This window comes from Flavobacterium sp. P3_A6, assembly GCF_056403035.1.
In genome coordinates, this window is record NZ_JBFUGG010000016.1 from 15,405 (window position 1) to 37,151 (window position 21,747).

Below are 21,747 nucleotides of genomic sequence, written 5' to 3' on the forward strand. Positions count from 1 at the left end.
TATTCTTTGAGAATCTTTGCGAAACAATTTATTTTTAAATTCGTGTTAATTCGTTCAAATTGTATTTTACCAAGGTCTTGGCATTTTTTGATCTCTTAATGGTACGTATTCAATGTTGTCATCTTTTTCATCAGTATTCACAAAGTGGCTGAAACGTTTCATTAATCTTGGTTTTTCAAGCACTTGTTTCCATTCACATTCAAAAGTTCCTACCAATTTTTCCATTTCGGCTTCCAATGTTTCGCAAATTCCGATGCGGTCATGAATGATTACTTCTTTTAGATAATCCAATCCTCCATCTAATTTTTCCAGCCAAGTAGAAGTTCGAACCAATGGTCCAGCGGTGCGGATATAATACATAAGGAAACGGTCCATATATTTGAAAACAGTTTCTTTGTTTATTTGCTCAGCTAAAAGTACAGCATGTTTAGGATTTGCTCCTCCGTTTCCGCAGATGTAAAGATTCCAGCCGCCTTCAACCGCAATTACTCCAAAATCTTTGCCTCTTGCTTCGGCACATTCTCTAATACAGGCAGAAACGCCGCCTTTTAATTTATGAGGAGAACGAATCCCTCTGTAACGGTTTTCTAATTCGATGGCAAAGGTTGTGCTGTCATCCATTCCATAACGGCACCAGGTATTACCAACACAGCTTTTTACGGCTCTTAAAGATTTTCCGTAAGCGTGGCCGCTTTCAAAACCATTATCTATTAATACTTTCCATATTTTTGGCAAGTCATCTAATTGAGCACCAAATAAATCGACACGTTGTGCTCCGGTTATTTTAGTGTATAAATCAAATTGTTTGGCAACTTCACCAATTACAATCAGTTTTTCAGGAGTAATTTCACCGCCTGCAATTCTTGGTACAACAGAATAAGTTCCGTTTCTTTGAATATTTGCTAGATACCTGTCATTTGTATCCTGTGTAGTTACGTGTTTATTGGCAGTGTCATTATAAATACTAGAGAAAATAGAAGCAACAACCGGTTTACAGATTTCGCAGCCGTCTCCGTTTCCATGATGGTCGATCACTTCATAATAATTTGTGTATTTATTGATTTTTACAAGATCAAATAATTCTTGTCTAGTATAATTAAAGTGCTCACAAATACTTTCTTTTACTTCTTTGCCAATAGATTTTTGGGCTGCTTTTACTAAGTCAGCTACCATTGGTTTACAGCCTCCGCAACCTGAAGTTGCTTTAGTTAATTTTACGACATCGCCAAATGTATTTGCAGTTCCGTCAAGAATCGAACAGCAGATAGCGCCTTTGGTGACGTTCTCACAGGAACAGATTACGGCAGTATCTGGTAAGTCGGATGCGCTTCCTAAAGTTGATGATTCGCCGCCGCGAGAACCTAGGATTAAATCCTCTGGGTTTGCTGGTAGTGCCATTGCGTTGGCATAAATTTGAAACAATCCGTTGTAATCTGATGAATCCCCTACAAGAATTCCTCCCAATAATGTTTTTCCGTCTTTGGTGACATTAATTCTTTTATAAATACCACTGAATTTGTTTTCGTAAACAATTGCAGTAACATTTTCATTTTCGATAAAAGGATCACCAAAACTCGCAACTTCAACTCCAATCAATTTCAATTGAGTAGACATATCGATGGTATCTCTCATCGTTTTATCCCTGTTAAGGATCTGCTCGGCAGCAACATCGGCCATTTCATAGCCAGGAGCCACAAGCCCGTATATCATTTGATTGTATAAGGCAACCTCACCAATGGCAAAAATATTAGGATCTGATGTCTGCATTTTATTATTTACCACGATACCGCCTCTAACGCCTACTTCAAGTCCGGAAACTCTTCCTAGTTCGTCGCGGGGTTTTATACCAGCCGATATAACCAGCATATCTACTTTTAACAGCTCGTCATTTGCGAACATCATTCCTTTTATGCTGTCTTCGCCATCTATGAATTGTGTCGCTTTATTCAGATGTATTCCTATATTTAATTCCTCTATTTTGGATTGAAGCATGTCACTCGCACCTTGATCTAGCTGTCTTGGCATCAAACGGGGTGCAAATTCAACCACGTGAGCATTTAATCCTAAGTCGCGTACAGCTTTTGCCGCTTCAAGTCCTAATAATCCTCCGCCAAGAACTGCGGCCTCGGTAGCTCCATTTTGTTTAATTTTTTTGGCATAAGCCATAATTGCATCGAGATCTTCAATAGTTCTGTAAACAAAAACCCCGTCTTTTTCTACCCCGTCAATTGGCGGTACAAAGGCAGCAGAACCTGTAGCCAAAACTAAGTAATCATACGCATACGTTTTTTCTAAGTGTGTATGTATTGTTTTTTGTTCTCTATTAATATCTGTAATTAACTCCGAAGTGTTTAGTATGATGTTGTTTTCTTCATACCAATTTGCTGTAGACATAGATAAGTCATCAGCAGTCTTTCCAGCAAAGTATTCACTCAAGTGAACTCTGTCATAAGCGCGTCTTGGTTCTTCCCCAAATACTGTAATTTGATAATTTTCTTGCCCAGATTTCGAAATGAATTTCTCGCAAAATTTATAACCTACCATGCCGTTTCCGACTACTATTACATTAATCATAATCTGTTAATTAAGTATTACTACGCAAACATACGTATAAATACTTAATTTAGATACTTATTTTTTTGTTTTTTTTCTAAATTAGAATGATTTTTAATAATGAGTAATGCGATTCTGAATAAATATGTACTTAGATTTGGGCGTGCCCCCGCTGTACAACATTTTGATTGCCAGGGACATTATTACTCCAGCGGGGTCAGGCTGTCCGCTATATTCCCGATTTAGAAAAACTACGGCAAAAAAGCCTTGTTTTTCTAAATCGGGAGATGCCGCTTCCATCCTTCACGCAAGAAAGTGCATAAGAGTAGATTTTGGAATTAAAATAGTGTGGAATACTTATAAGTAACTAAGTAGAAAGTAATGGGAGTAAGAAGTTTTGTCTTCGAACATACTTATAAAATAAATTGTCCTTCTAATACCGTTACGGCTTCGCCATAAATGAAAACTTTATCCTGAATGATTTCTGTACTCATTATTCCAGTTCTTGATGAAGATTGATAAGCGTTTAATTTTGTTTTATTCAATTTTGCAGCCCAGTATTTTGTCAAAAAAGTTTGAATCCCGCCTGTTACAGGATCTTCATTAGTTCCTGCCCAAGGCCAAAAATATCTGTAATGGAAATCAAAATTTTCGCTGTCTGAAATAGCAGTCACCAAAACGCCATTGATTCCGGTATGCGAATTAATTAATGCCGTAAAATCAGGTTTTAAATTGGCTAACTCAAGCGCACTTTTAATTTCAATCAGGATAATTTTATTTTTAGGGCTGTATCTTTTATTTACAATTTCAGAAATTCCAAGTGCGTCCAGCATTTTTTGAGGCACTTCAGTTTCTTCAGTATCGTAAACAGGAAACTGCATTTTGATTTTATTGGCTGCTTTTTCAATAAACAGTTCAATATTGTCACAATTGATAAAGGTTATATTGTCAAAAGTGGTTGTATCGAAAATGATTTTTGACGAAGCCAATGTAGCATGACCGCATAATGGAATTTCAATCTTTGGCGTAAAAAACCGGATGCTATACCTATTGTCCGTGATGTGTTTTACAAATGCAGTTTCGGAAAAACCAATTTCTGATGCAATTTTCTGCATTGTGTCAATGTCTAAATTATTGTCAGGAAAACAAACCGAGGCAGGGTTTCCTTTAAATTTTTCGTTTGTAAAAGAGTCTACAAAATACGTTTTCATTTTTTATTTCTTTGAGTTTATGATTGGTTTATCCACCAAGCATTTGTTTTCGAGCAATTAGAATCGAATAATCCGCCTATTTGAGATAAACAATAGTTACGATTTTTGGCTTTAGCTTCTTGAATAAAGCGTTCAGCCGGTTCAGTCCAAGTATGTTGGGCTAAAGCAAATCCAGCCCAATGTACCGGCATCATGTTTTTTACACTAGCATCAATGGAAGCTTGAATGCTTTCCTCAGGATACATATGAATTTGGTGCCAGTTTTCATTGTATTGACCACACTCCATAAAAGCAAAATTAAATGGACCTAAGCGTCTGCCTATTTCTTTGAAATGTTCACCATAACCGCTGTCACCACTAAACCAGATATTTTCTTTGGAAGTTTTTAATGCCCAGCCACCCCAAAGTGATTTGGCTCTATCGGTCAATCCTCTGCCCGAAAAATGTCGGGTGGGAGTGAAGGTGATTTGGATTCCGTCAAATGGAATTTTGTCCCACCAATTGAATTCGGTGATTGTGTTTTCGGGAATTCCCCAAGAAACCAAATGTCTTTTTACTCCCAGAGCTACATAAAATTGTTTGGTTTTGCTTTTGAGTTTCTGAATACTGTCATAATCCAAATGATCGTAATGATCGTGGGAAAGTAAGACTAAATCTATTTCTGGAAATTCATCTATGAGGTCTAATGTGTTTTGGCTAAATCTTTGAATTGCAAAAGGTGCAATAGGTGCCGCATTGGAACCAAACATAGGGTCGATCAGAATTGTTTTGTTGTCTAACCGCATCAATATTGCTGAATGCCCATACCAAATGCTTCGCATCGATGGATAAGGTTCAAGAAATTGTTCTTTATTGAATGGAATAATTGATAAGGGTTTCTGAGGTTCTCGAGCTTCTTTTTTACAAAATTGTTTGTATAATAATTTTGGTAAGGTTTGAATGCTGATATTCATTTTGGTCACTTCCAAATTTTCGAAGATTTTCCCATTCCAATATTTTGATTTTGAATATTTTTCAATGTCGGATTTTTTAGGTTTTGCACCAAATTGTTTTCTCATTGTATGTAAATTGAGTCATTGTTATTTTATAGAATATTTTTTACTTTTTTTTATTGCTGTCCGATAGGTAGATTTGCAATCAGAGTCCACAACAGTGAATAATAATAATATATAATTAGAAAAAGAAACCAATCCTTTGCGGACACGAATTGCAAATCCGCGTTATTGGGTAATCACTTTTATTACCGACTTTTTAATCGCTTGTATAAACAGGTCAGAAGGTTTGCCTGTCAAAAAAGAATCCAGCGACACAATTAAGTTTTCTTTGTACCCAAACCTTATTGTTTGTTCTTCATAATCGTCTAAAACAAAAATTCTTACACTGCCGCTTTCCACATAATACACATTTGTATCAATACTGCCTTTCACTTTCAGAAATTCGTTTCTCTCGACAGTTATTGTCTTTTCCGAAAGGTTAATGATTTGTTTCATTGGGTGTTGTGTTGTGTTGTGTTGTGTTGTGAGGTTTGGGACTAAATTAAGCCCATTTTTCGGATCTGCCAAATCATCCCAAATACAAAACTAACTTTTTCAACAAACCCGCCGGTATGGAATTCTATACTCGAAAAATAACCCACATATAACCCTCTCAAAAGTTGTGAATAACTTTATGATGCTTTACATAGGAGCAGCTGTTGTAGGCTGTGCTTTATTTAGATACTTTAGACTTCTTAATGTTTAAAGCTTTCTGTTTTATCCATTGAATTGAAATATCAACAGGTTCTGTAATATTGCTGGAAGAAGTATTGTGACCTAATGTTGAAAACAAAGTATATTCGAAAGGTTTGCCTTGAACTTTAAATATATTTAGTTGCTCTATACATAATTTTACTGGAATCTGTATGTCTTTCTCACCAAAAAGCCAAAGTCCTGGAATTGAAAGTACATTCAAAGAAATTTTTGGATCAGTGGCTGTAAACTGATATCTGTCAGGATCATTTTTGATATGCTCACGAGCTTCTGCTTCTGTATGATTTTCCCAAAAATTATTATTTCCATTGGTATAAAACTGAAATCGAAGTTGTTCCAGGGTTGTAATTGTAGGGCAGCTAAATAAAACCATAAATTCAATTTGTGGATTTTTACTTGCAGCGATTGGGATTATCCATCCTGCCTGGCTGAAGCCAACTAATCCAATAGGTGTTTTTTTGTTTTTCAAATAGTTTCGAAATGTTTTTACTGCCGCAGCTGCATCTTGAGACAATAAATTAAGATTGGCAGTGTCAATATTATTCGTGCCAACAGATGGTCCTGCATATACACCGCCTGATTCTCCAACTCCACGTTTATCATATGTCAATACAGCAATACCTTCTTTAGCAAGACGTTTAGCGAACTCCATTTCTCTTTTTACAGGATCAGACCCATGAACAATTACAACTGCTGCAAATGTTTTTTTAGGCGTTAAAATCGAGCCTGCAAGAGTGACTCCTTGACTTTCAAACTTTATATCTTGAGTGGTAAAGTCGGACGATTGAGAAAATACCATTTCTGGTAAAATTATTAGTAATAACCAAAGAAATAAGTTAATGTTCATTTTGGTTTAATTTAAAAAATGTTTTGAATTGTCTTGGTCTTCGTTAGCATTGCCTACAACGTCCCGCTGGTATGAAATTCTATACTCGAAAAATAACCCACATATAACCCTCTCAAAAGTTGTGAATAACTTTATGATGCTTTACATAGGAGTAGCTGTTAGTGGCTGGCTCTTTTGATGTTACTTGTGAACGTTTGCTCGTTTTTTTTATTTCTGCCCATTGAAACTAATGAATCTTTTTTGTTTAAGTCGCAAATACTGTTTACAAGGATTTTGTTTTCAGCAAAAATTATTGTTATCTGCTCACCCCAACTTCCGGAAGTAAATTTCGGATTTGTGTTAGCTGTCAAATATTTATTAGTTTTTTGATTTATTATCCATCCTAGTTCTTTTGCTGTTTCGTCTACAACTTTATAAATTTCGTCAATGCTCAGTTTTGTTTCGACTATTTTAAAACTTAGTCTTTTCTTTTGCAATAGATAAAACAAAAAAGAAAGTATAATTGGAATTATAAACACATAAATATCGCCGTCTTTACTAGGTCTTTCTTTTTCATTTATAATGTCTATAATTTTAAAAGCTGTAAAACAAATCGGAATAATTAGAGCAAATATAACAACCCAAAAATGATTGATTTTATTCCAAAAACTCAATTGTAATTCGTTTTCTTCAATACACTTTTTTATAATTTGATTATTCATTTTTTAAAGTTGTAATTCGCAATTTAGATGTGAGGTTGCCACTAACTAGTATATATGCGAAATAAACTTTCGCCTATCTACCCAACAGGCAGATGTATATACGAAGTTTTGTTTCGTTTTTTTGTTTTTCAAAAATAGCAAAAAAAAGATTACAAATCGTCAAAAGGACTTTTGATTTACATAATATGAAAGTTCCTTTATTCCTCATTCTGCTTAGGATAGTAACGGAAAGCCCGCAAGGGAAGAGCCCTTAAAAAAACATAAACCCAAAACGAGCTTCCTCCGGGCGCTGTTTTGAGTTTTGTTTTTTTGGGCAATGACCGCAGACTTGCAGTGGATAGCCTGATTAGGCAGCCTAATAAGTTTTAAAAATCTAATACCGAAGTTTCAATTTATACTTTGCTTTTTTTGCTTCTTTTTTGATTTTTTTGGATAATATTTTAAGTAAAGGAAGTCATTGATTAATATAGCCAGAGAGGAACTATTTTTTCTGTTTTATTTCATGGATATCTCTTTTTAGTTCCAGAAACATCTCTTTGACAGTATCGGATTCTGTGGTCAGGAGTTTAGCGTCATCTCTTCCAATATGGCATACATATTCCCAAATCTCCAAAATATCGGAAAGCTTGATTTCGTATGGACTGTAAATAATATTATCCGAAACGACAGTTAGCGAATCATCATTTTTATTGCCGAGCCGTTTATAGGTGATCCCTTCGCTGGAGGTAATGAGTATATAGGTTTTGTTTTGTTTTATTTCTCCCAGATTGTCCACATATTTTCCTATCACAAAGGATTTATTGGTGTGCGGCGGCATAGAATCGCCGTTAATTGGGAAAGCCCTCATTTTGCCGAAGCCTAAAAACGGCAGTGCTATCTGCTGCAGGTTTTCTATATATTCAGCATCGGCATAACCGCTTAGGTAACCAGCTTGAGCTTTGTGCGGGATAATTTCGATGAGATTGTTTCCGTCCGAGTCAACGGTTATGGGTAAAATAATTCGGTTGTCCTCTAACTGCATTAAATTAGTAATAGAGATTTTTCGTAAATCGACCGTTAAAAGCAAATCGATACTGATATGATAATACCGTGAAATAATTACCAGCGTTTCGGCAGGCGGTGTGTTTTTTCCGTACTCATATTTCTTGTAGCGGTCAAGGGGCAGAGCCATTCCGTCTGCGACTTCCTGCTGCGAGAGATTCCGCTTGCTTCTCAGCCATTTAAGATTGTCAGAAATATATAACATATGTTAAAGGGATTTTAAGTCACTACAAATATAGGGTTTAAAGTGATTTAACGTCCTAATTTTGTAAAAATATTTTAATGTAACCCGTTGGATGCAATTATTTTCAACACATAGAAACATAGATTTTGTAAACTTAAAAGTAGGCGTTTCACTTATTTAAAATACACATAGTTCTATGTGAAAGAAATGTATTTCTTTTTTTGCGATCTTTTTATGCCTAAAATCTATGTTTCTATGTGTTAAATAAAATTTTATGTATTACATCCAACGGATTAATGACTAAAGTTAATAGGGGAGTTACAAGAATAGGAATAATATTCACGTTAGATACTATATGAAAAAGCAGGAATATGCCATTGTAGATATAGAAACTACAGGAGGCAATGCCAGAGGGAGCCGTATTACAGAAATAGCGATTGTTATTCATGACGGAACTAAGGTTATTGACCGTTGGGAAACGCTTGTGAATCCGCAGCAGGAAATACCGCTCCCTATTTTTGCACTGACAGGAATTGATAACGAAATGGTATGCAATGCTCCAATTTTTGACGAGGTTTCCGAAAAAGTTCTGAACATGCTTACCGACCGAATTTTTGTGGCGCATAATGTCAACTTTGATTATTCTTTTGTTCGTCATCAATTGGAAAAATCAGGTTTTAAATGGACTGCCAGAAAATTATGTACCGTTCGCGCAGCAAGAAAAATTAAGCCGGGATTGGGGTCTTACAGTCTAGGAAACCTTTGCAGTTCGTTAGGCATAAATATAGAAAACCGTCACCGTGCCGGTGGTGATGCAGATGCGACTGCTATATTATTTTCCAAACTGCTGGAATGGGACAATGAAAGAGAAATGGATAAAATGATTAAGAAAACTTCACAGGATCAGCGCCTGCCTCCTAATCTGCCTCCACAGGATTTTGAACAGTTGCCTGAAAAAATTGGAGTGTATTATTTTTATAATCAGTTGAACAAGGTAATCTATGTTGGTAAAGCGGTTAACTTAAAAAAACGTGTGGCTTCTCATTTCAGCGGTCATAATGTAAATGCGCAAAGACAGCATTTCTTAAAGGATATTTACGGAATTTCCTTTGAAGTCTGCGCTACCGAACTGATGGCGCTACTGTTGGAATGTGATGAAATTAAGAAGCTTTGGCCTGCTTATAACAGAGCATTAAAACGTTTTGAATCTAAATATGGACTGTATGAATATGAAGCCCGCAACGGATACAAATATCTGGCAATTGGAAAACTGACCAAATTTCAAAAATGTATTCAGGAATTCAACAGCCAATTTAGCGGCATAGCTGTACTGCAGAGTCTTGCTCAGCAGTTTAAAATTGATTACCGTTTCTGTCAATACGGTATTTCGGCTACAGGAGAGTTTTTCCAAAAAAAAGATGTAACAGATTTGCCCGATGTAACCGATCACAATGAGAAAATCGATAATGCCATTGCTTTTCTGTTGGGCAGCAGGACAAGTTTTGCTATCATAGACAAAGGAAATTCTATAGAAGAACGGAGCTGTATTTGGGTTGAAAACGGTCATTTTTATGGAATGGGCTATATTCCGTCAGATGATGGATTTACTGAATTTTCGGAAATTAAAGATTACATTACGCCTTACAGGAGCAATCAGTACATCATGCATCTCATTTATGCGTATACGGAGAAATATCCAGAAAAGGTGAAACGTTTTCAAACGAATTAATCATAAAAAATAAAAGCCAATACGTATGATTCTCTTTGACGACACCGAAATGTTCACATCAGGTACAGCCGGCAAAAAAATATTTGACGTACCTGATGCAGACCTGATGCTGATTGACAGTTTTTTTACGAAAGATGAATCAGACAGCTATTACAATATTTTATTAAACAACACATCATGGCGTGAATACGACATGCCCATGTATGATAAAATAGTTACGGCTCCGCGGATGGTTGCTTGGTATGATGAAAGTGACAGCACTTTGGGCAAGTCTAATTGGCCAAAGGAATTAAGAACTATTAAAACCAGAGTTGAAAATGAAACAAAAATAAGCTTCAATGCTGTTTTACTAAATTTATACAGAAATGGAAAGGATGGAGTTTCTTGGCACAGCGACAAGACTCGTAGTGAGAATAAAGATATGAATATTGCATCGGTTACATTTGGCGAAACCCGAATGTTTCGGCTGCGTCATAAACTTCTAAAACATCTCCCGCAGATTGAAATTCCCTTACATCATGGTTCTTTCTTGTTAATGGCAGGAAAAACGAATAGTTTTTGGGAACACCAAGTGCCTAAAACAGCCAGAGAGGTGCTCCCAAGGATTAATCTCACTTTTAGGCAAGTGAGGATATAATTCTATATTCATTAGGTGTACTGCCAACATGCTGTTTGAAAAAACGAGTGAAATGCTGCGGATATTTAAACCCTAATTCATAAGCTACTTCATTAATAGTTTTTGAAGAATCAAATATTTTGTTTTTGGCGGCATCAATAATTTTATTTTGAATGTATTCCTGAGCCGATTTTCCCGTTTCTTTTTTAATTAAGTCACCAAAATAATTGGGAGATAAATTAAGTTCTCCGGCATAATAGGCAACAGAAGGCAGTCCTATGATATTAGGTTTGTCTGAAGAAAAATAACTGTTTAGCAATTCTTCAAACTTTTCGACAATTCCTTTGTTGGTAGTATCTCTGGTAATAAATTGGCGGTCATAAAATCTTTCGCAATAATTCAAAAACAGCTCAATATTTGAAGCAATAAGTTTTTTGCTGTGCTTATCTATAGATTGCTTTAATTCAGTTTCAATTTTAGAAAAGCAGTCGAAAACAAGCTGTTTTTCTTTTTCTGACAAATGCAGTGCTTCACTGGTGTTATAACTGAAAAAACTGTATTCATTAATACTTTCTGCTAACGATGTACCGCGAATTAAATCAGGGTGAAAGACCAATCCATGTCCTGCAGGCTGATAGTAGTCGGTTTTGTTTTCAACATCAATTGCCTGACCAGGTGAAATAAACACTAAGGTTCCTTCCTGATAATCGTAATAATTACGGCCGTATTTTAAATCACCGCAATTCACTTGCTTTAAAAATATGCAGTAAAGTCCAAAGTTCATTTTAGAACCGGTTCTTTTCTTTGCTTTTGAAAAATCAATAACACTAACTAATGGGTGTAAAGTTTCATGATTGTTAAAAGTATCGTATTCACTAATGGTTTCAAAGTTAAATACCTTATCCATGTCTTTATTGTTTGTAAAACAAATTTAAGTATTTAAGTATAGGTATAACAGTAATTTGTTACTAATCAGTAATCTTGGTAGGAGATTCAGTAATCCGTATACCAATGCCGTCATATTTTGTTTGGAAATTTGTATTAACCAGTTGGGTGTAATTCATAAAATTTTCATTTAACACATAGAAACATAGATTTTACTTTAAAAAAGAGTGCAAAAAAGAAATACATTTCTTTCACATAGTGAGCTGTGTGTCTTTTAAAAAAGTGAAACGCCTATTTTTGAGCTTATAAAATCTATGTTTCTATGTGTTGAAAATACATTACGCCAACGTTTGTATTAATAAAATTATTAGAAACTTTAATTACAAAATTACTATGTACAATGTAAAATTAAACAATGGTGTTGAAATGCCAATTTTAGGTTTTGGCGTATTCCAAATGCAGGATTTAGCAGAATGTGAGCAGGCTGTCGTAGATGCAATTGAAACAGGTTACAGGTTAATTGATACGGCAGCTTCTTATATGAATGAACAAGCTGTCGGGAATGCTGTTAAAAGAAGCGGTATTGCAAGAGAAGAACTTTTTATTACAACCAAACTCTGGGTAAGTGATGCGGGTTATGAAAACACAAAAAAAGCTTTTCAAAAATCTTTGGATTTACTGCAGTTAGATTATCTGGATTTATATTTAATACATCAGCCTTATGGTGATATTTATGGTTCTTGGCGAGCCATGCAGGAGTTGTATCATGAAGGAAAAGTTAAGGCGATTGGTGTTTCTAATTTTCATCCCGACAGAGTGATGGATCTAGTAGTCAATACTGGTTTTACTCCTGCAGTAAACCAAATTGAAACTCACCCTTTTCACCAGCAAAATGATTCACAAAAATTTCTTAAGGAAAACAACATACAAATTGAATCTTGGGGGCCTTTTGCAGAAGGAAAGAATGGTATTTTCAGAAATGAAATTCTAACGGCAATTGCCCAAAAACATGATAAATCTACAGCACAAGTCGTCTTGAGATGGTTAACTCAAAGGGGAGTAGCAGCTATTCCAAAATCAGTTCGTAAAGAAAGAATGGCAGAGAATTTCAATATTTTTGATTTTGAATTAGCACAAGAAGATATGAGTGCTATTCAAACTTTAGATACTAATGCAAGCTTGTTTTTTGATCACAGAGATCCTAATATGGTAAAATGGCTCAGCGAACGTAAATTAAGCAGATAAATTATAAAATAAAAATAGTTCAAAATGGATAGGCGATCAATATTAAAAACAGCAAGTTTAGCATTAGCAGGAAGCGCATTGCTGCCATTTCGCTCTCTTGCCCAATCTGGCATTCAGGAAAACTCAGAAGAAAAAAATAAATTTCCATTATTTACATCCGATAAACGAAAACTGGGTAATTTAGAAGTTTCCAGCATTGGCATTGGTGTGCAGAATATGAGCCGTACCTATCAGACCACAATTCCTTCACGACCTGAAATGCACCGAATCATTCGCACAGCTTTTGATAATGGCGTTACTTTTTTTGATGCTGCAGAAGCCTATGGACCTTTTGAGGTAGAAAAAATTCTTGGCGAAGGTGTTCAGTCTTTCCGTGATAAGATTGTTATTGCTACAAAATTCGGGTGGAATATTGATCAGGAAACTGGAAAGCGGTTATCGGGTTTAAACAGCCGTCCTGAACATATTAAAGTAGTGGTTGAAGGAATGCTAAAACGTCTTCGCACTGACCGAATTGATTTGTTGTATCAACATCGAGTAGATCCAAATGTACCGATTGAAGATGTAGCTGGCGCAATCCAGGATTTGATAAAAGAAGGAAAGCTGCTTCATTACGGACTCAGTGAGCCTGGTCTGGAAACGGTAAGGCGCGCGTACGCTATTCATCCGATAACTGCCATTCAAAATGAATATTCATTATTGTGGCGCGGTCCTGAAAAAGGAATTCTTCCTTTATGTGAAGAACTTGGCATTGGTTTTGTGCCATGGAGTCCGCTTGGTGTTGGTTTTTTAACAGGATCTATTGACAGCAATACACGATTTGCATCTGGTGATATTCGTGGTATGGAATCAAGATTTTCACCTGAAAACCTTCCGGCCAATATGGCTCTGGTCGATTTAATCAAGAAATGGAGTGAGCTGAAAAAAGCTGCACCAGCCCAAATTTCTTTGGCTTGGCTTCTTGCGCAAAAACCTTGGATTGTACCAATTCCAGGGACGACTCAAATGGCACACATGCTAGAAAATACAGGAGCTTTTCAAATAAAATTTACGGCAAATGAACTGCAGGAATTCAATGCAGGATTAAATGGGATTAAAATTTTAGGTGAAAGATTGCCTGCTGGAGTACTGGCTTTCTCTGATGTTGAAGCCCCGGAAAAAAAGAAGTAATTTTGATTATTAAAAATTAAGAAAATGGAAAAAAGGATTTTAGGAAATAACGGACTTGAAGTGTCTGCTATAGGACTGGGCTGTATGGGATTAAGCTTTGCTTACGGTCCTGCAATGGACAAAGCGGAAGCGATAAAATTAATTAGAGAAGCCTACGAACAGGGAATTACATTTTTTGATACCGCTGAAGCTTACGGTATTGCGAATGAGGAATTGGTGGGCGAAGCCCTAAATCCGTTTCGGAAAGAAGTTGTTATCGCTACTAAATTTGGCTTTAAAGACGGAAACGCCACTAACGGACAAGACAGCCGGCCAGAAAACATTAGAGCAGTCGCTGAAGAATCTTTAAGAAGGCTAAAAACAGATGTTATTGATTTATTTTATCAGCATAGAGTTGACCCGAATGTTCCTATGGAAGATGTAGCAGGAACTGTTAAAGATCTTATTAAAGAGGGAAAAGTAAAACACTTCGGACTATCAGAAGCAGGTGTGGAGTCTATTAGGAAAGCACATGCAGTACAGCCTGTTACGGCTTTACAAAGTGAATATTCTATTTGGTGGCGGGAACCAGAATTGGAAATATTACCAACACTTGAAGAGTTAGGAATTGGTTTTGTTCCTTTTAGTCCATTAGGCAGAGGATTTTTAACTGGCGCAATCACTGAAAATACAAAATTTGACAGTACAGATTTTAGAAATACTTTACCTAGATTTAGTGAAGAAAACAGAACGGCAAATCAAAAACTGATTGATTTACTGGGCGCAATAGCTTCTCAAAAAGAGGCAGCTCCTGCGCAAATTGCATTAGGATGGCTATTGGCACAGAAACCATGGATAGCACCAATTCCTGGTACAACAAAATCACACCGCTTGACCGAAAATATTGGAGGAGTATCCATTCATTTAACAGCAGCTGATATAAAAAAAATTGACGATGCTTTTGCTCAAACTACAATACACGGAGACCGCTATCCCGCTCATTTGCAAAAAGCGGTAGGAAAATAAAAAAAGGAACCATAAAAAACATTTTTTATGGTTCCTTTTTTTTAATCTTTTGCAATCTGCCTAAAGTTTAAGCGGATTAAGATCGATGCAGTACATTTGATTTATTTATTTGATGTTTTGATTGTTATGCTGGATTCAGCTAGACCGGTTGAACTGGCTTTTAGGGTAATAGTGCCTTTTTTATGGGTACTTTTAATAATAACCTGCGCACGTCCATTCCATGCTTTACATTTATTTCCAGCATATTGATCGATATCTTTTATGTTTGCATTTCCCACACCGGCAATAGTTCCCTCGCCCTGTATATCAAACTGCAGTTTATTTGTGGCATTGGGTACAGTATTTCCGTTTTTATCAATTATTTCAACGGTTACATAAGATAAATCCTGACCATTTGCCATTATGGTTTTACGGTCAGCAGTAAGTTTAATTGTAACTGGATTATCGGTTGTTTTCAGTGTTTTGAATTCCATTTCCTTACCATTAATTATACCGGAAGCTCTCAATGTTCCTGGAGAATATGGAACTGCAAATTTAGCCTTAAACTGCTGTTCTTGGCTTGTTTTTTCTTGACCGATGAGTTTGTCATTTAAATACAGTCTGACTTCAGGATATTTGGAATACACTTCTACTTCAACATTTTTATGTTCAAAACCAGGCCAGTTCCAGCTTTCCCATGTGGGCCAGACTGACCACATTGTTTCTTTAATCTCCAAATTTTCTGCATTCGGTTCACGAACCGCCATGTATAATTTTTCATTTTCGTTGTACAGCATGCTTCTATAATGTGATATCGGTTTTCTCCATCCTGTTAAATCAACATCACCGCAATATGCACCATGCCACGGAAACAATTCCCCCTCCCAGTGTTCTCCTGATTTTTCACCATTATAAAACCAGCGCCCAATACCAGACTCGCCTAAATAATCCAAAGCTGTCCATACAAAATCGCCAATGATATAATTGTTTTGCTGTACCAGTTTCCAGTTATCAAAGGCATCTCTTGGATAGGATTCTGTTTGTACAATCACGCGCGAAGGAACTCTGGTATGATCTGATTGAGCATGGTGCAGCTGATAATTATAACCGCCAATATCCTGAGCGGCAAATAAAGGATCAAATATCTCCCAATCCTTATCCCAAGTAGTCATTGCAGAAGTTATAGGGCGGGTAGTATCTATTTTTCGGATACATGCTGCCATCATCTTAGCCGTTTGAACAGCATCTGGATTCTTTCTTTCAATTATTTCATTTCCTATGCTCCAGATAATAATGGAGGGATGGTTGCGGTCTCTTAGTATCATTGATTCCAGATCACGCTGCCACCAGTCATTAAAAATTGATGCATAGTCATGAGCTGTTTTACTTTCTTTCCACCCATCAAATGACTCATCTATTATTAATATGCCTAATCTGTCGCAGGCATTCAAAAAAGCTTCAGAAGGAGGGTTATGAGAAGTTCTTATTGCATTGAATCCAGCAGATTTCATCATTTCGGCTTTTCTTTCTTCGGCTCTGTCATAAGCGGCGGCTCCCAAGATTCCATTATCGTGATGTACGCAGCCTCCGTTAAGTTTTATAGTTTTTCCGTTGAGCTGAAAACCATTCTCGACGGTAAATTTTATTGAGCGTATACCAAAGGTTGTGGCTGTTTGGTCAATTAGTTTATTTTCTTTCAGAATTTGTATCTGAGCTTTATATAGATGCGGTTTTTCTAAATCCCAAAGCTGTGGTTTTGAAACCACAATCATTTGTTCTATTTCTTTTTCACTGCCGGCTTCAAGATCAACTTTTAATTCAGCATTTCCTGATTTTCGGGTTTTATCATCAAATAACTGTGTGTTAAGTATAAACTGCTGTGCAGTATTTGATTCATTCTTAATTTTTATTTTTACTGACACCGTTGCTTTTTCGGCAGTTATTTCTGGAGCAGTAATTCCAACACCGTGATGTGCAATGTGCAGTTCATCTGTAACCATCATCCAGACATGGCGGTAGATTCCCGAACCGCTATACCATCGGCAATTTTGCTGCTGAGAATTATCAACTTTGACCGAAATAATATTTTCTTTAGAAAAATCCAAATAAGGAGTAAGGTCATATATGAAAGAGGAATAACCGTAGGGATATATGCCAAGGGATTTTCCGTTGATAAAAACCTCCGAATTCATATATACACCTTCAAAATATATTGAAACCTGTTTTCCTTTTAGCGAAGCCGGAATATTGAATGTTTTGCGGTACCATCCTATTCCTGCCGGAAAGTAGCCACCCGCACCACGGGTTGGATTGTCACTGTTTATCTTTCCCTCTATACTCCAATCATGTGGCAAATCCAGCGACCGCCAAGTTTTATCATCGAAATTTAGATTTTTTGCTTGAGGCACATCGCCTAATAAAAATTTCCAATTATCATCAAAAAGTAATTTTTGCTGTTTGTTTTCCTGCGCTGTAAGATTAATCGAGAAGTAAAGAAGCAGGAATGATAAGAATTTTAAAGTAGTTGGCATTTGGCAAAGTTAGGATTGTTGAACTAAGTTTTTTATCTCAAAAATATTAAGTGTCAAATATACACTTTTAAAATAAAAACAAGATAGTTTTTAAAGATAATCTTAGTTTAGCTGTTCGGTGCTTTTCATTCTTAAACAATGTTCAGTCCCTAAATACAGCGGGTTTCCATGCTTTTCAGACCAAAAACCATCCAAAAAGTCTTTGGTTATGCATCTATAAACGGCGACTCCTTTATACGTTTTGTTATCTTCTCCTTTATAACTGAAATTGATTACCAGAATATTGTCTTTAAAGAAACCGTAGCCTTTTTGTTCGTCTGTGTTGTTAATAATCCATTTAGCTATAATTCGGTTATTTTTATCTAAGGATAAATTCAAAATACCTTTGTAGGCCACTTCATGGTTATCATCTTGATTTCTTCCGGAAATTGAATAATCACCAATTAAATCTTGTATAATCATTTTTTTCGATACAAAAATTAGCACCCAGTGTTTACTGGAATTAGCAGATTATGACGTACCAATAAAGTATAAATCTGAACAAAAAAACAAATTTTTAGCTATATATCCCAATTGAAGGATATTATTTTGTTAATCTGCAATACGATCTTTTTTAAAGAACACATTAAACCTGCGGTTGAAACAAAGGTATAAAATTCATTTGATAGAGAAAGGTGGTGTTTTATATTTCAAGGTGGCTCTGAGGTACAAATTTCAAGCCATTTTCTTCAAGATTTGAAGAAATCAGCACATTTTAACGTTAATTCTATAAGATAAATTTCGAAAATATTCAAAAATGCAGTTTGATGTCCTGTGAGGTCAAAACGTTAAAAAGCCTCAATTCTGTGAAATATTTTATGGTTTGAACTCCTTATCTTCTGCCAAAATTTAGAAACCTTAAATGTTATTTATAGTATTCTTAAATAATCCACATTCTACAGTATAGGTATAGTAACGTTTTTTGCTTTATTATATTTATGTTTCTAAGTCAGTTGTTTCATTTATTCTTTAAAAACTCACAAAATATTCAATTTAAGATAATATAGTATTTGGTTAGGATAAAATATGGTTGTCAAAATTATAATAATTGCCTTTAAATTTACATATATTAAAAATGTAAAAAAGACACTCATTGAATATTAGAGGATAAATCTTAATTTTAGCATAAGAGGTTTTAAGAACAAATAAAATAAAAAATAAAGACTGCAAGTTTTTTTAAATATCGAAAATTAATTAATTATGAAATTACACAAGCTTTTTATATGTGCAATGTTAGGTTTTGGTTCTTTGAATACAGCATCCGTTTGGGCACAAGATGGCGACCAGATTTTAGATGGTATTGGAGAAACCGGACTAATTGCCCGTTATGTGTTTGATGGTGATGTAAAGGATTGGTCGCGAAATAATCTGCACGGTAATATTGCGGGATCTAATAGTATGTTTATAAATGACGATCAATTTGGTAAAGTACTTTCTTTATCAACAGAAAGTAAAGCTTTTGTTTCAATTCCCGGAGATGCATTTGCAGGAGAAGAATCGCTTAGTATATCCGGATGGATTTATTTGCGTTCGGCACAAAGAGGCCAGCGTTTTTTTGATTTTGGAAAAAGCACTAAATCACATTTTTTTGTTGCTCCAACGGGGACTAAGGAAAATGAAGGCTGTCATACTGAAATTACTGTGCTATCTGGAAAAAAGTACAAAGCAGATTCACCAGCTTTAGAAACTAATAAATGGAATCACTTTGCGGTTGTTATAAATATTCCTTCTAAATCTTTAAGCATTTACGTTAATGGTGTTCTTGTAAGCACAATTAAAAATGCAGAACTTGAACTTGAACAATTATTTGACGCTAATTCGGGTAAAAATAACATGTTGTATATAGGTAAATCAATTTTGGCAGAGGATCCGTATCTTAATGCGAAATTGCATGATTTTAGAATCTATAGAATTCCTTTAACTGAAAAAGAAATTGGAAAGATTTATCATAATTCTTTGAAAGACGAAGAAATTGAGGAAGAAGAGACTGAAGTGCCGATAGGTGATCTGCCAAAGTTTTCCAAAACCGTTCCTCAGCTGTATAATCAATACCTAACCAGTGTGTCAGACGTTAATGTAGAGACGGTTATTGGGAGTCTCCCGAGATTACCGTACTATATAAAAGGGAGGTACCAAAACGGAATTGCAGGTCCTGATGTGCGGGTGATCTGGCCAGCTCCAACAGATAATAGTTCCGTACTTAAGGCCGGACAGTATACAATAATCGGAATGGTTTCAGGTACAGATTTAAAACCCAAGGCTATTGTCACAGTAAAAGATGCAAAAGAATCTGCAACACCACAACTTAAGCTGAAAGTTTTCAGTTTGGATGAAGTATCATTGAACTCAGATCTTCATGGCCACAATACAAAAATTATTGAGAATCGTGATAAGTTCATAAAAACCCTTGTCAAGACAAATCCGGATTCTTTCCTTTATATGTTTCGGAATACTTTTGGTCAAGAACAGCCCGAAGGTGCAGAAGCTCTAGGGGTTTGGGATACTCAGGATACTAAATTGCGGGGACATGCAACTGGGCATTATTTGACAGCAATTGCTCAGGCTTATGCGAGTACTGGATATGACAAAGATTTGCATGCTAATTTTGCTAATAAGATGGAGTATATGGTCAATACGCTTTATCAATTGGCACAAATGTCTGGACAGCCACAAACAGCTGGAGGTGCTTATGTGTCAGATCCGACGGCAGTTCCTAAAGGACCAGGAAAAACAGATTATGACTCGGATTTGAGTAAAGAAGGCATTCGTACCGATTGTTGGAATTGGGGCAAAGGTTTCATTAGTGCTTATCCGCCAGATCAGTTTATAATGCTGGAAAAGGGCGCAACCTATGGAGGACAGAAAACTCAAATTTGGGCACCTTATTATACTTTGCATAAAATTCTTGCCGGACTAATGGATGTTTATGAAGTGAGCGGTAATAAAAAGGCACTTGAAACGGCCAAAGGTATGGGAGATTGGGTTTACGCAAGAATGAAACAATTGCCAAATGAGACACTTATTAGTATGTGGAACAGATATATTGCTGGAGAATTTGGCGGCATGAATGAAGCTATGGCACGTCTTTACAGGATAACAAATGAGCATCGCTATCTTGAAGCAGCGCAATTATTTGACAATATCAAAGTGTTTTACGGAGATGCTAAACATTCAAACGGGCTGGCTAAAAATGTAGATACTTTCCGAGGGCTGCATGCTAACCAGCATATACCTCAAATTATGGGTGCGCTAGAAATGTATCATGATTCTAATGCTCCCGAATATTACCGCATAGCTGACAATTTTTGGGTTAAAACCACAAATGATTATATGTACAGCATTGGAGGAGTTGCTGGAGCAAGTAGTCCTGCAAATGCTGAATGTTTTATCAGCCAGCCCGCTACAATTTATGAAAATGGTTTCTCAGCTGGCGGGCAAAATGAAACTTGTGCAACTTATAATATGCTGAAATTGACCAGTAATTTGTTTCTTTATGAGCAGCGCGGGGAATTAATGGATTACTATGAGCGTGGGCTGTATAATCATATACTTGCTTCTGTGGCAGAAAATACTGCTGCGAATACGTATCACGTGCCATTGCGTCCGGGTTCAATAAAACAGTTTGGTAATGCAAAAATGAATGGTTTTACGTGCTGCAATGGAACGGCTTTAGAAAGCAGTACAAAATTCCAGAATTCAATTTATTTTAAAAGTATTGATAACCAGTCTTTATATGTAAATCTGTATGTGCCTTCCACATTAAAATGGACTGAAAAGAATGTAACTATCGAGCAAAAAACTTCTTTCCCAAATGAAGACCATACGCTATTAACTATTAAAGGCGAAGGGAAATTTGATATTAATGTACGTGTGCCAAATTGGGCGGCTAAAGGTTTTTTCGTAAAAATAAACGGTAAGGATGTAAAAGTAAAGGCTGTACCGGGAAGCTACCTTACTTTAAGCCGAAAATGGAAAGACGGAGATACAATTGAACTGCGTATGCCATTTCAATTTCATTTAGACCCAGTTATGGATCAGCAAAATATTGCCAGTTTATTTTATGGACCTATTTTGCTGGCGGCTCAAGAATCTGAGCCACTCAAGGAATGGCGAAAAGTAACATTAGATGCCAAAGATATAAGCAAATCGATAAAGGGTGATGCTGAGAAACTGCAATTTGTTATCGATGGAGTTGTGTTTAAGCCTTTTTATAACACTTATGGACGCCATTCGGTTTATTTGGATGTTACGCTAAAATAGTTC

At 36.0% G+C, this 21,747-nt stretch carries 17 protein-coding genes; 7 read left to right on the forward strand and 10 right to left on the reverse strand.

Going from position 1 to position 21,747, the window contains the following annotated elements; translation table 11 throughout:
- Positions 1-66: 66 nt before the first annotated feature.
- On the reverse strand, positions 67-2,574 hold the full coding sequence (gene nirB / locus AC1DVP_RS14960) for a nitrite reductase large subunit NirB (protein ID WP_477184292.1): 2,508 nt from the start codon (positions 2,572-2,574) through the stop codon (positions 67-69).
- Between the two features lie 124 nt (positions 2,575-2,698).
- Here nirB and AC1DVP_RS14965 point away from each other — a divergent pair, with 124 nt between their 5' ends.
- Complete coding sequence (locus tag AC1DVP_RS14965) at positions 2,699-2,920, forward strand: hypothetical protein (RefSeq protein WP_477184293.1); 222 nt, start codon at positions 2,699-2,701, stop codon at positions 2,918-2,920.
- Positions 2,921-2,966: 46 nt separating this feature from the next.
- Here AC1DVP_RS14965 and AC1DVP_RS14970 read toward each other — a convergent pair whose 3' ends face one another.
- From AC1DVP_RS14970 to AC1DVP_RS14995, 6 genes are all read right to left on the reverse strand, one after another.
- The gene (locus AC1DVP_RS14970; protein WP_477184294.1) at positions 2,967-3,764 is read right to left on the reverse strand and encodes a PhzF family phenazine biosynthesis protein; all 798 of its coding nucleotides are present in this window, start codon (positions 3,762-3,764) and stop codon (positions 2,967-2,969) included.
- A gap of 17 nt (positions 3,765-3,781) precedes the next feature.
- A complete protein-coding gene (locus AC1DVP_RS14975; protein WP_477184295.1) occupies positions 3,782-4,822 on the reverse strand; it encodes an MBL fold metallo-hydrolase in 1,041 nt (346 codons plus the stop codon).
- Positions 4,823-4,984: 162 nt separating this feature from the next.
- On the reverse strand, positions 4,985-5,254 hold the full coding sequence (locus tag AC1DVP_RS14980; protein ID WP_477184296.1) for a cyclic nucleotide-binding domain-containing protein: 270 nt from the start codon (positions 5,252-5,254) through the stop codon (positions 4,985-4,987).
- 217 nt (positions 5,255-5,471) lie between these two features.
- Positions 5,472-6,359: an alpha/beta hydrolase family protein gene (locus AC1DVP_RS14985; protein WP_477184297.1), complete on the reverse strand. Its 888-nt coding sequence runs from the start codon at positions 6,357-6,359 to the stop codon at positions 5,472-5,474.
- 158 nt (positions 6,360-6,517) lie between these two features.
- Positions 6,518-7,060 carry a hypothetical protein gene (locus AC1DVP_RS14990; protein WP_477184298.1) on the reverse strand — a complete coding sequence of 181 codons (543 nt, stop codon included), beginning with the start codon at positions 7,058-7,060 and terminating at the stop codon, positions 6,518-6,520.
- A 481-nt stretch (positions 7,061-7,541) separates the two neighbouring features.
- Entirely contained in the window at positions 7,542-8,306 is a 765-nt protein-coding gene (locus AC1DVP_RS14995) for an XRE family transcriptional regulator (RefSeq protein ID WP_477184299.1), read from the reverse strand.
- Between the two features lie 334 nt (positions 8,307-8,640).
- Here AC1DVP_RS14995 and AC1DVP_RS15000 point away from each other — a divergent pair, with 334 nt between their 5' ends.
- Positions 8,641-10,014, forward strand: coding sequence for an exonuclease domain-containing protein (locus AC1DVP_RS15000; RefSeq protein ID WP_477184300.1), 1,374 nt, complete (start codon positions 8,641-8,643; stop codon positions 10,012-10,014).
- A gap of 25 nt (positions 10,015-10,039) precedes the next feature.
- Complete coding sequence (locus AC1DVP_RS15005) at positions 10,040-10,651, forward strand: alpha-ketoglutarate-dependent dioxygenase AlkB family protein (RefSeq protein WP_477184301.1); 612 nt, start codon at positions 10,040-10,042, stop codon at positions 10,649-10,651.
- Here the strand turns inward: AC1DVP_RS15005 and AC1DVP_RS15010 are convergent.
- Positions 10,632-11,537, reverse strand: a complete 906-nt coding sequence (locus AC1DVP_RS15010; protein ID WP_477184302.1) for a helix-turn-helix domain-containing protein — start codon at positions 11,535-11,537, stop codon at positions 10,632-10,634. The two genes, AC1DVP_RS15005 and AC1DVP_RS15010, sit on opposite strands and share 20 nt — an antisense overlap.
- Positions 11,538-11,908: 371 nt before the next feature.
- Between AC1DVP_RS15010 and AC1DVP_RS15015 the strand changes: the two genes are divergently transcribed.
- Genes AC1DVP_RS15015 through AC1DVP_RS15025 form a run of 3 tightly spaced genes read left to right on the forward strand, consistent with a single transcriptional unit; the run spans position 11,909 to position 14,935 of the window.
- Positions 11,909-12,760, forward strand: a complete 852-nt coding sequence (locus AC1DVP_RS15015; protein ID WP_477184303.1) for an aldo/keto reductase — start codon at positions 11,909-11,911, stop codon at positions 12,758-12,760.
- Between the two features lie 24 nt (positions 12,761-12,784).
- On the forward strand, positions 12,785-13,930 hold the full coding sequence (locus AC1DVP_RS15020) for an aldo/keto reductase (protein WP_477184304.1): 1,146 nt from the start codon (positions 12,785-12,787) through the stop codon (positions 13,928-13,930).
- A gap of 24 nt (positions 13,931-13,954) precedes the next feature.
- Complete coding sequence (locus tag AC1DVP_RS15025; RefSeq protein WP_477184305.1) at positions 13,955-14,935, forward strand: aldo/keto reductase; 981 nt, start codon at positions 13,955-13,957, stop codon at positions 14,933-14,935.
- Positions 14,936-15,036: 101 nt separating this feature from the next.
- Here AC1DVP_RS15025 and AC1DVP_RS15030 read toward each other — a convergent pair whose 3' ends face one another.
- Together AC1DVP_RS15030 and AC1DVP_RS15035 are read right to left on the reverse strand one after the other, a co-directional pair.
- Positions 15,037-17,445: a glycoside hydrolase family 2 TIM barrel-domain containing protein gene (locus AC1DVP_RS15030; RefSeq protein ID WP_477184306.1), complete on the reverse strand. Its 2,409-nt coding sequence runs from the start codon at positions 17,443-17,445 to the stop codon at positions 15,037-15,039.
- A gap of 102 nt (positions 17,446-17,547) precedes the next feature.
- Positions 17,548-17,907 carry a hypothetical protein gene (locus tag AC1DVP_RS15035; protein WP_477184307.1) on the reverse strand — a complete coding sequence of 120 codons (360 nt, stop codon included), beginning with the start codon at positions 17,905-17,907 and terminating at the stop codon, positions 17,548-17,550.
- 777 nt (positions 17,908-18,684) lie between these two features.
- Between AC1DVP_RS15035 and AC1DVP_RS15040 the strand changes: the two genes are divergently transcribed.
- Complete coding sequence (locus AC1DVP_RS15040) at positions 18,685-21,744, forward strand: beta-L-arabinofuranosidase domain-containing protein (protein ID WP_477184308.1); 3,060 nt, start codon at positions 18,685-18,687, stop codon at positions 21,742-21,744.
- The last annotated feature ends 3 nt before the right edge of the window (positions 21,745-21,747 follow it).

Bases quoted from the DNA above. Each gene is read 5' to 3' on its own strand.
- nirB (WP_477184292.1), bottom strand. From the start codon at position 2,574: ATGATTAATGTAATAGTAGTCGGAAACGGCATGGTAGGTTATAAATTT.
- AC1DVP_RS14965 (WP_477184293.1), top strand. From the start codon at position 2,699: ATGTACTTAGATTTGGGCGTGCCCCCGCTGTACAACATTTTGATTGCC.
- AC1DVP_RS14970 (WP_477184294.1), bottom strand. From the start codon at position 3,764: ATGAAAACGTATTTTGTAGACTCTTTTACAAACGAAAAATTTAAAGGA.
- AC1DVP_RS14975 (WP_477184295.1), bottom strand. From the start codon at position 4,822: ATGAGAAAACAATTTGGTGCAAAACCTAAAAAATCCGACATTGAAAAA.
- AC1DVP_RS14980 (WP_477184296.1), bottom strand. From the start codon at position 5,254: ATGAAACAAATCATTAACCTTTCGGAAAAGACAATAACTGTCGAGAGA.
- AC1DVP_RS14985 (WP_477184297.1), bottom strand. From the start codon at position 6,359: ATGAACATTAACTTATTTCTTTGGTTATTACTAATAATTTTACCAGAA.
- AC1DVP_RS14990 (WP_477184298.1), bottom strand. From the start codon at position 7,060: ATGAATAATCAAATTATAAAAAAGTGTATTGAAGAAAACGAATTACAA.
- AC1DVP_RS14995 (WP_477184299.1), bottom strand. From the start codon at position 8,306: ATGTTATATATTTCTGACAATCTTAAATGGCTGAGAAGCAAGCGGAAT.
- AC1DVP_RS15000 (WP_477184300.1), top strand. From the start codon at position 8,641: ATGAAAAAGCAGGAATATGCCATTGTAGATATAGAAACTACAGGAGGC.
- AC1DVP_RS15005 (WP_477184301.1), top strand. From the start codon at position 10,040: ATGATTCTCTTTGACGACACCGAAATGTTCACATCAGGTACAGCCGGC.
- AC1DVP_RS15010 (WP_477184302.1), bottom strand. From the start codon at position 11,537: ATGGATAAGGTATTTAACTTTGAAACCATTAGTGAATACGATACTTTT.
- AC1DVP_RS15015 (WP_477184303.1), top strand. From the start codon at position 11,909: ATGTACAATGTAAAATTAAACAATGGTGTTGAAATGCCAATTTTAGGT.
- AC1DVP_RS15020 (WP_477184304.1), top strand. From the start codon at position 12,785: ATGGATAGGCGATCAATATTAAAAACAGCAAGTTTAGCATTAGCAGGA.
- AC1DVP_RS15025 (WP_477184305.1), top strand. From the start codon at position 13,955: ATGGAAAAAAGGATTTTAGGAAATAACGGACTTGAAGTGTCTGCTATA.
- AC1DVP_RS15030 (WP_477184306.1), bottom strand. From the start codon at position 17,445: ATGCCAACTACTTTAAAATTCTTATCATTCCTGCTTCTTTACTTCTCG.
- AC1DVP_RS15035 (WP_477184307.1), bottom strand. From the start codon at position 17,907: ATGATTATACAAGATTTAATTGGTGATTATTCAATTTCCGGAAGAAAT.
- AC1DVP_RS15040 (WP_477184308.1), top strand. From the start codon at position 18,685: ATGAAATTACACAAGCTTTTTATATGTGCAATGTTAGGTTTTGGTTCT.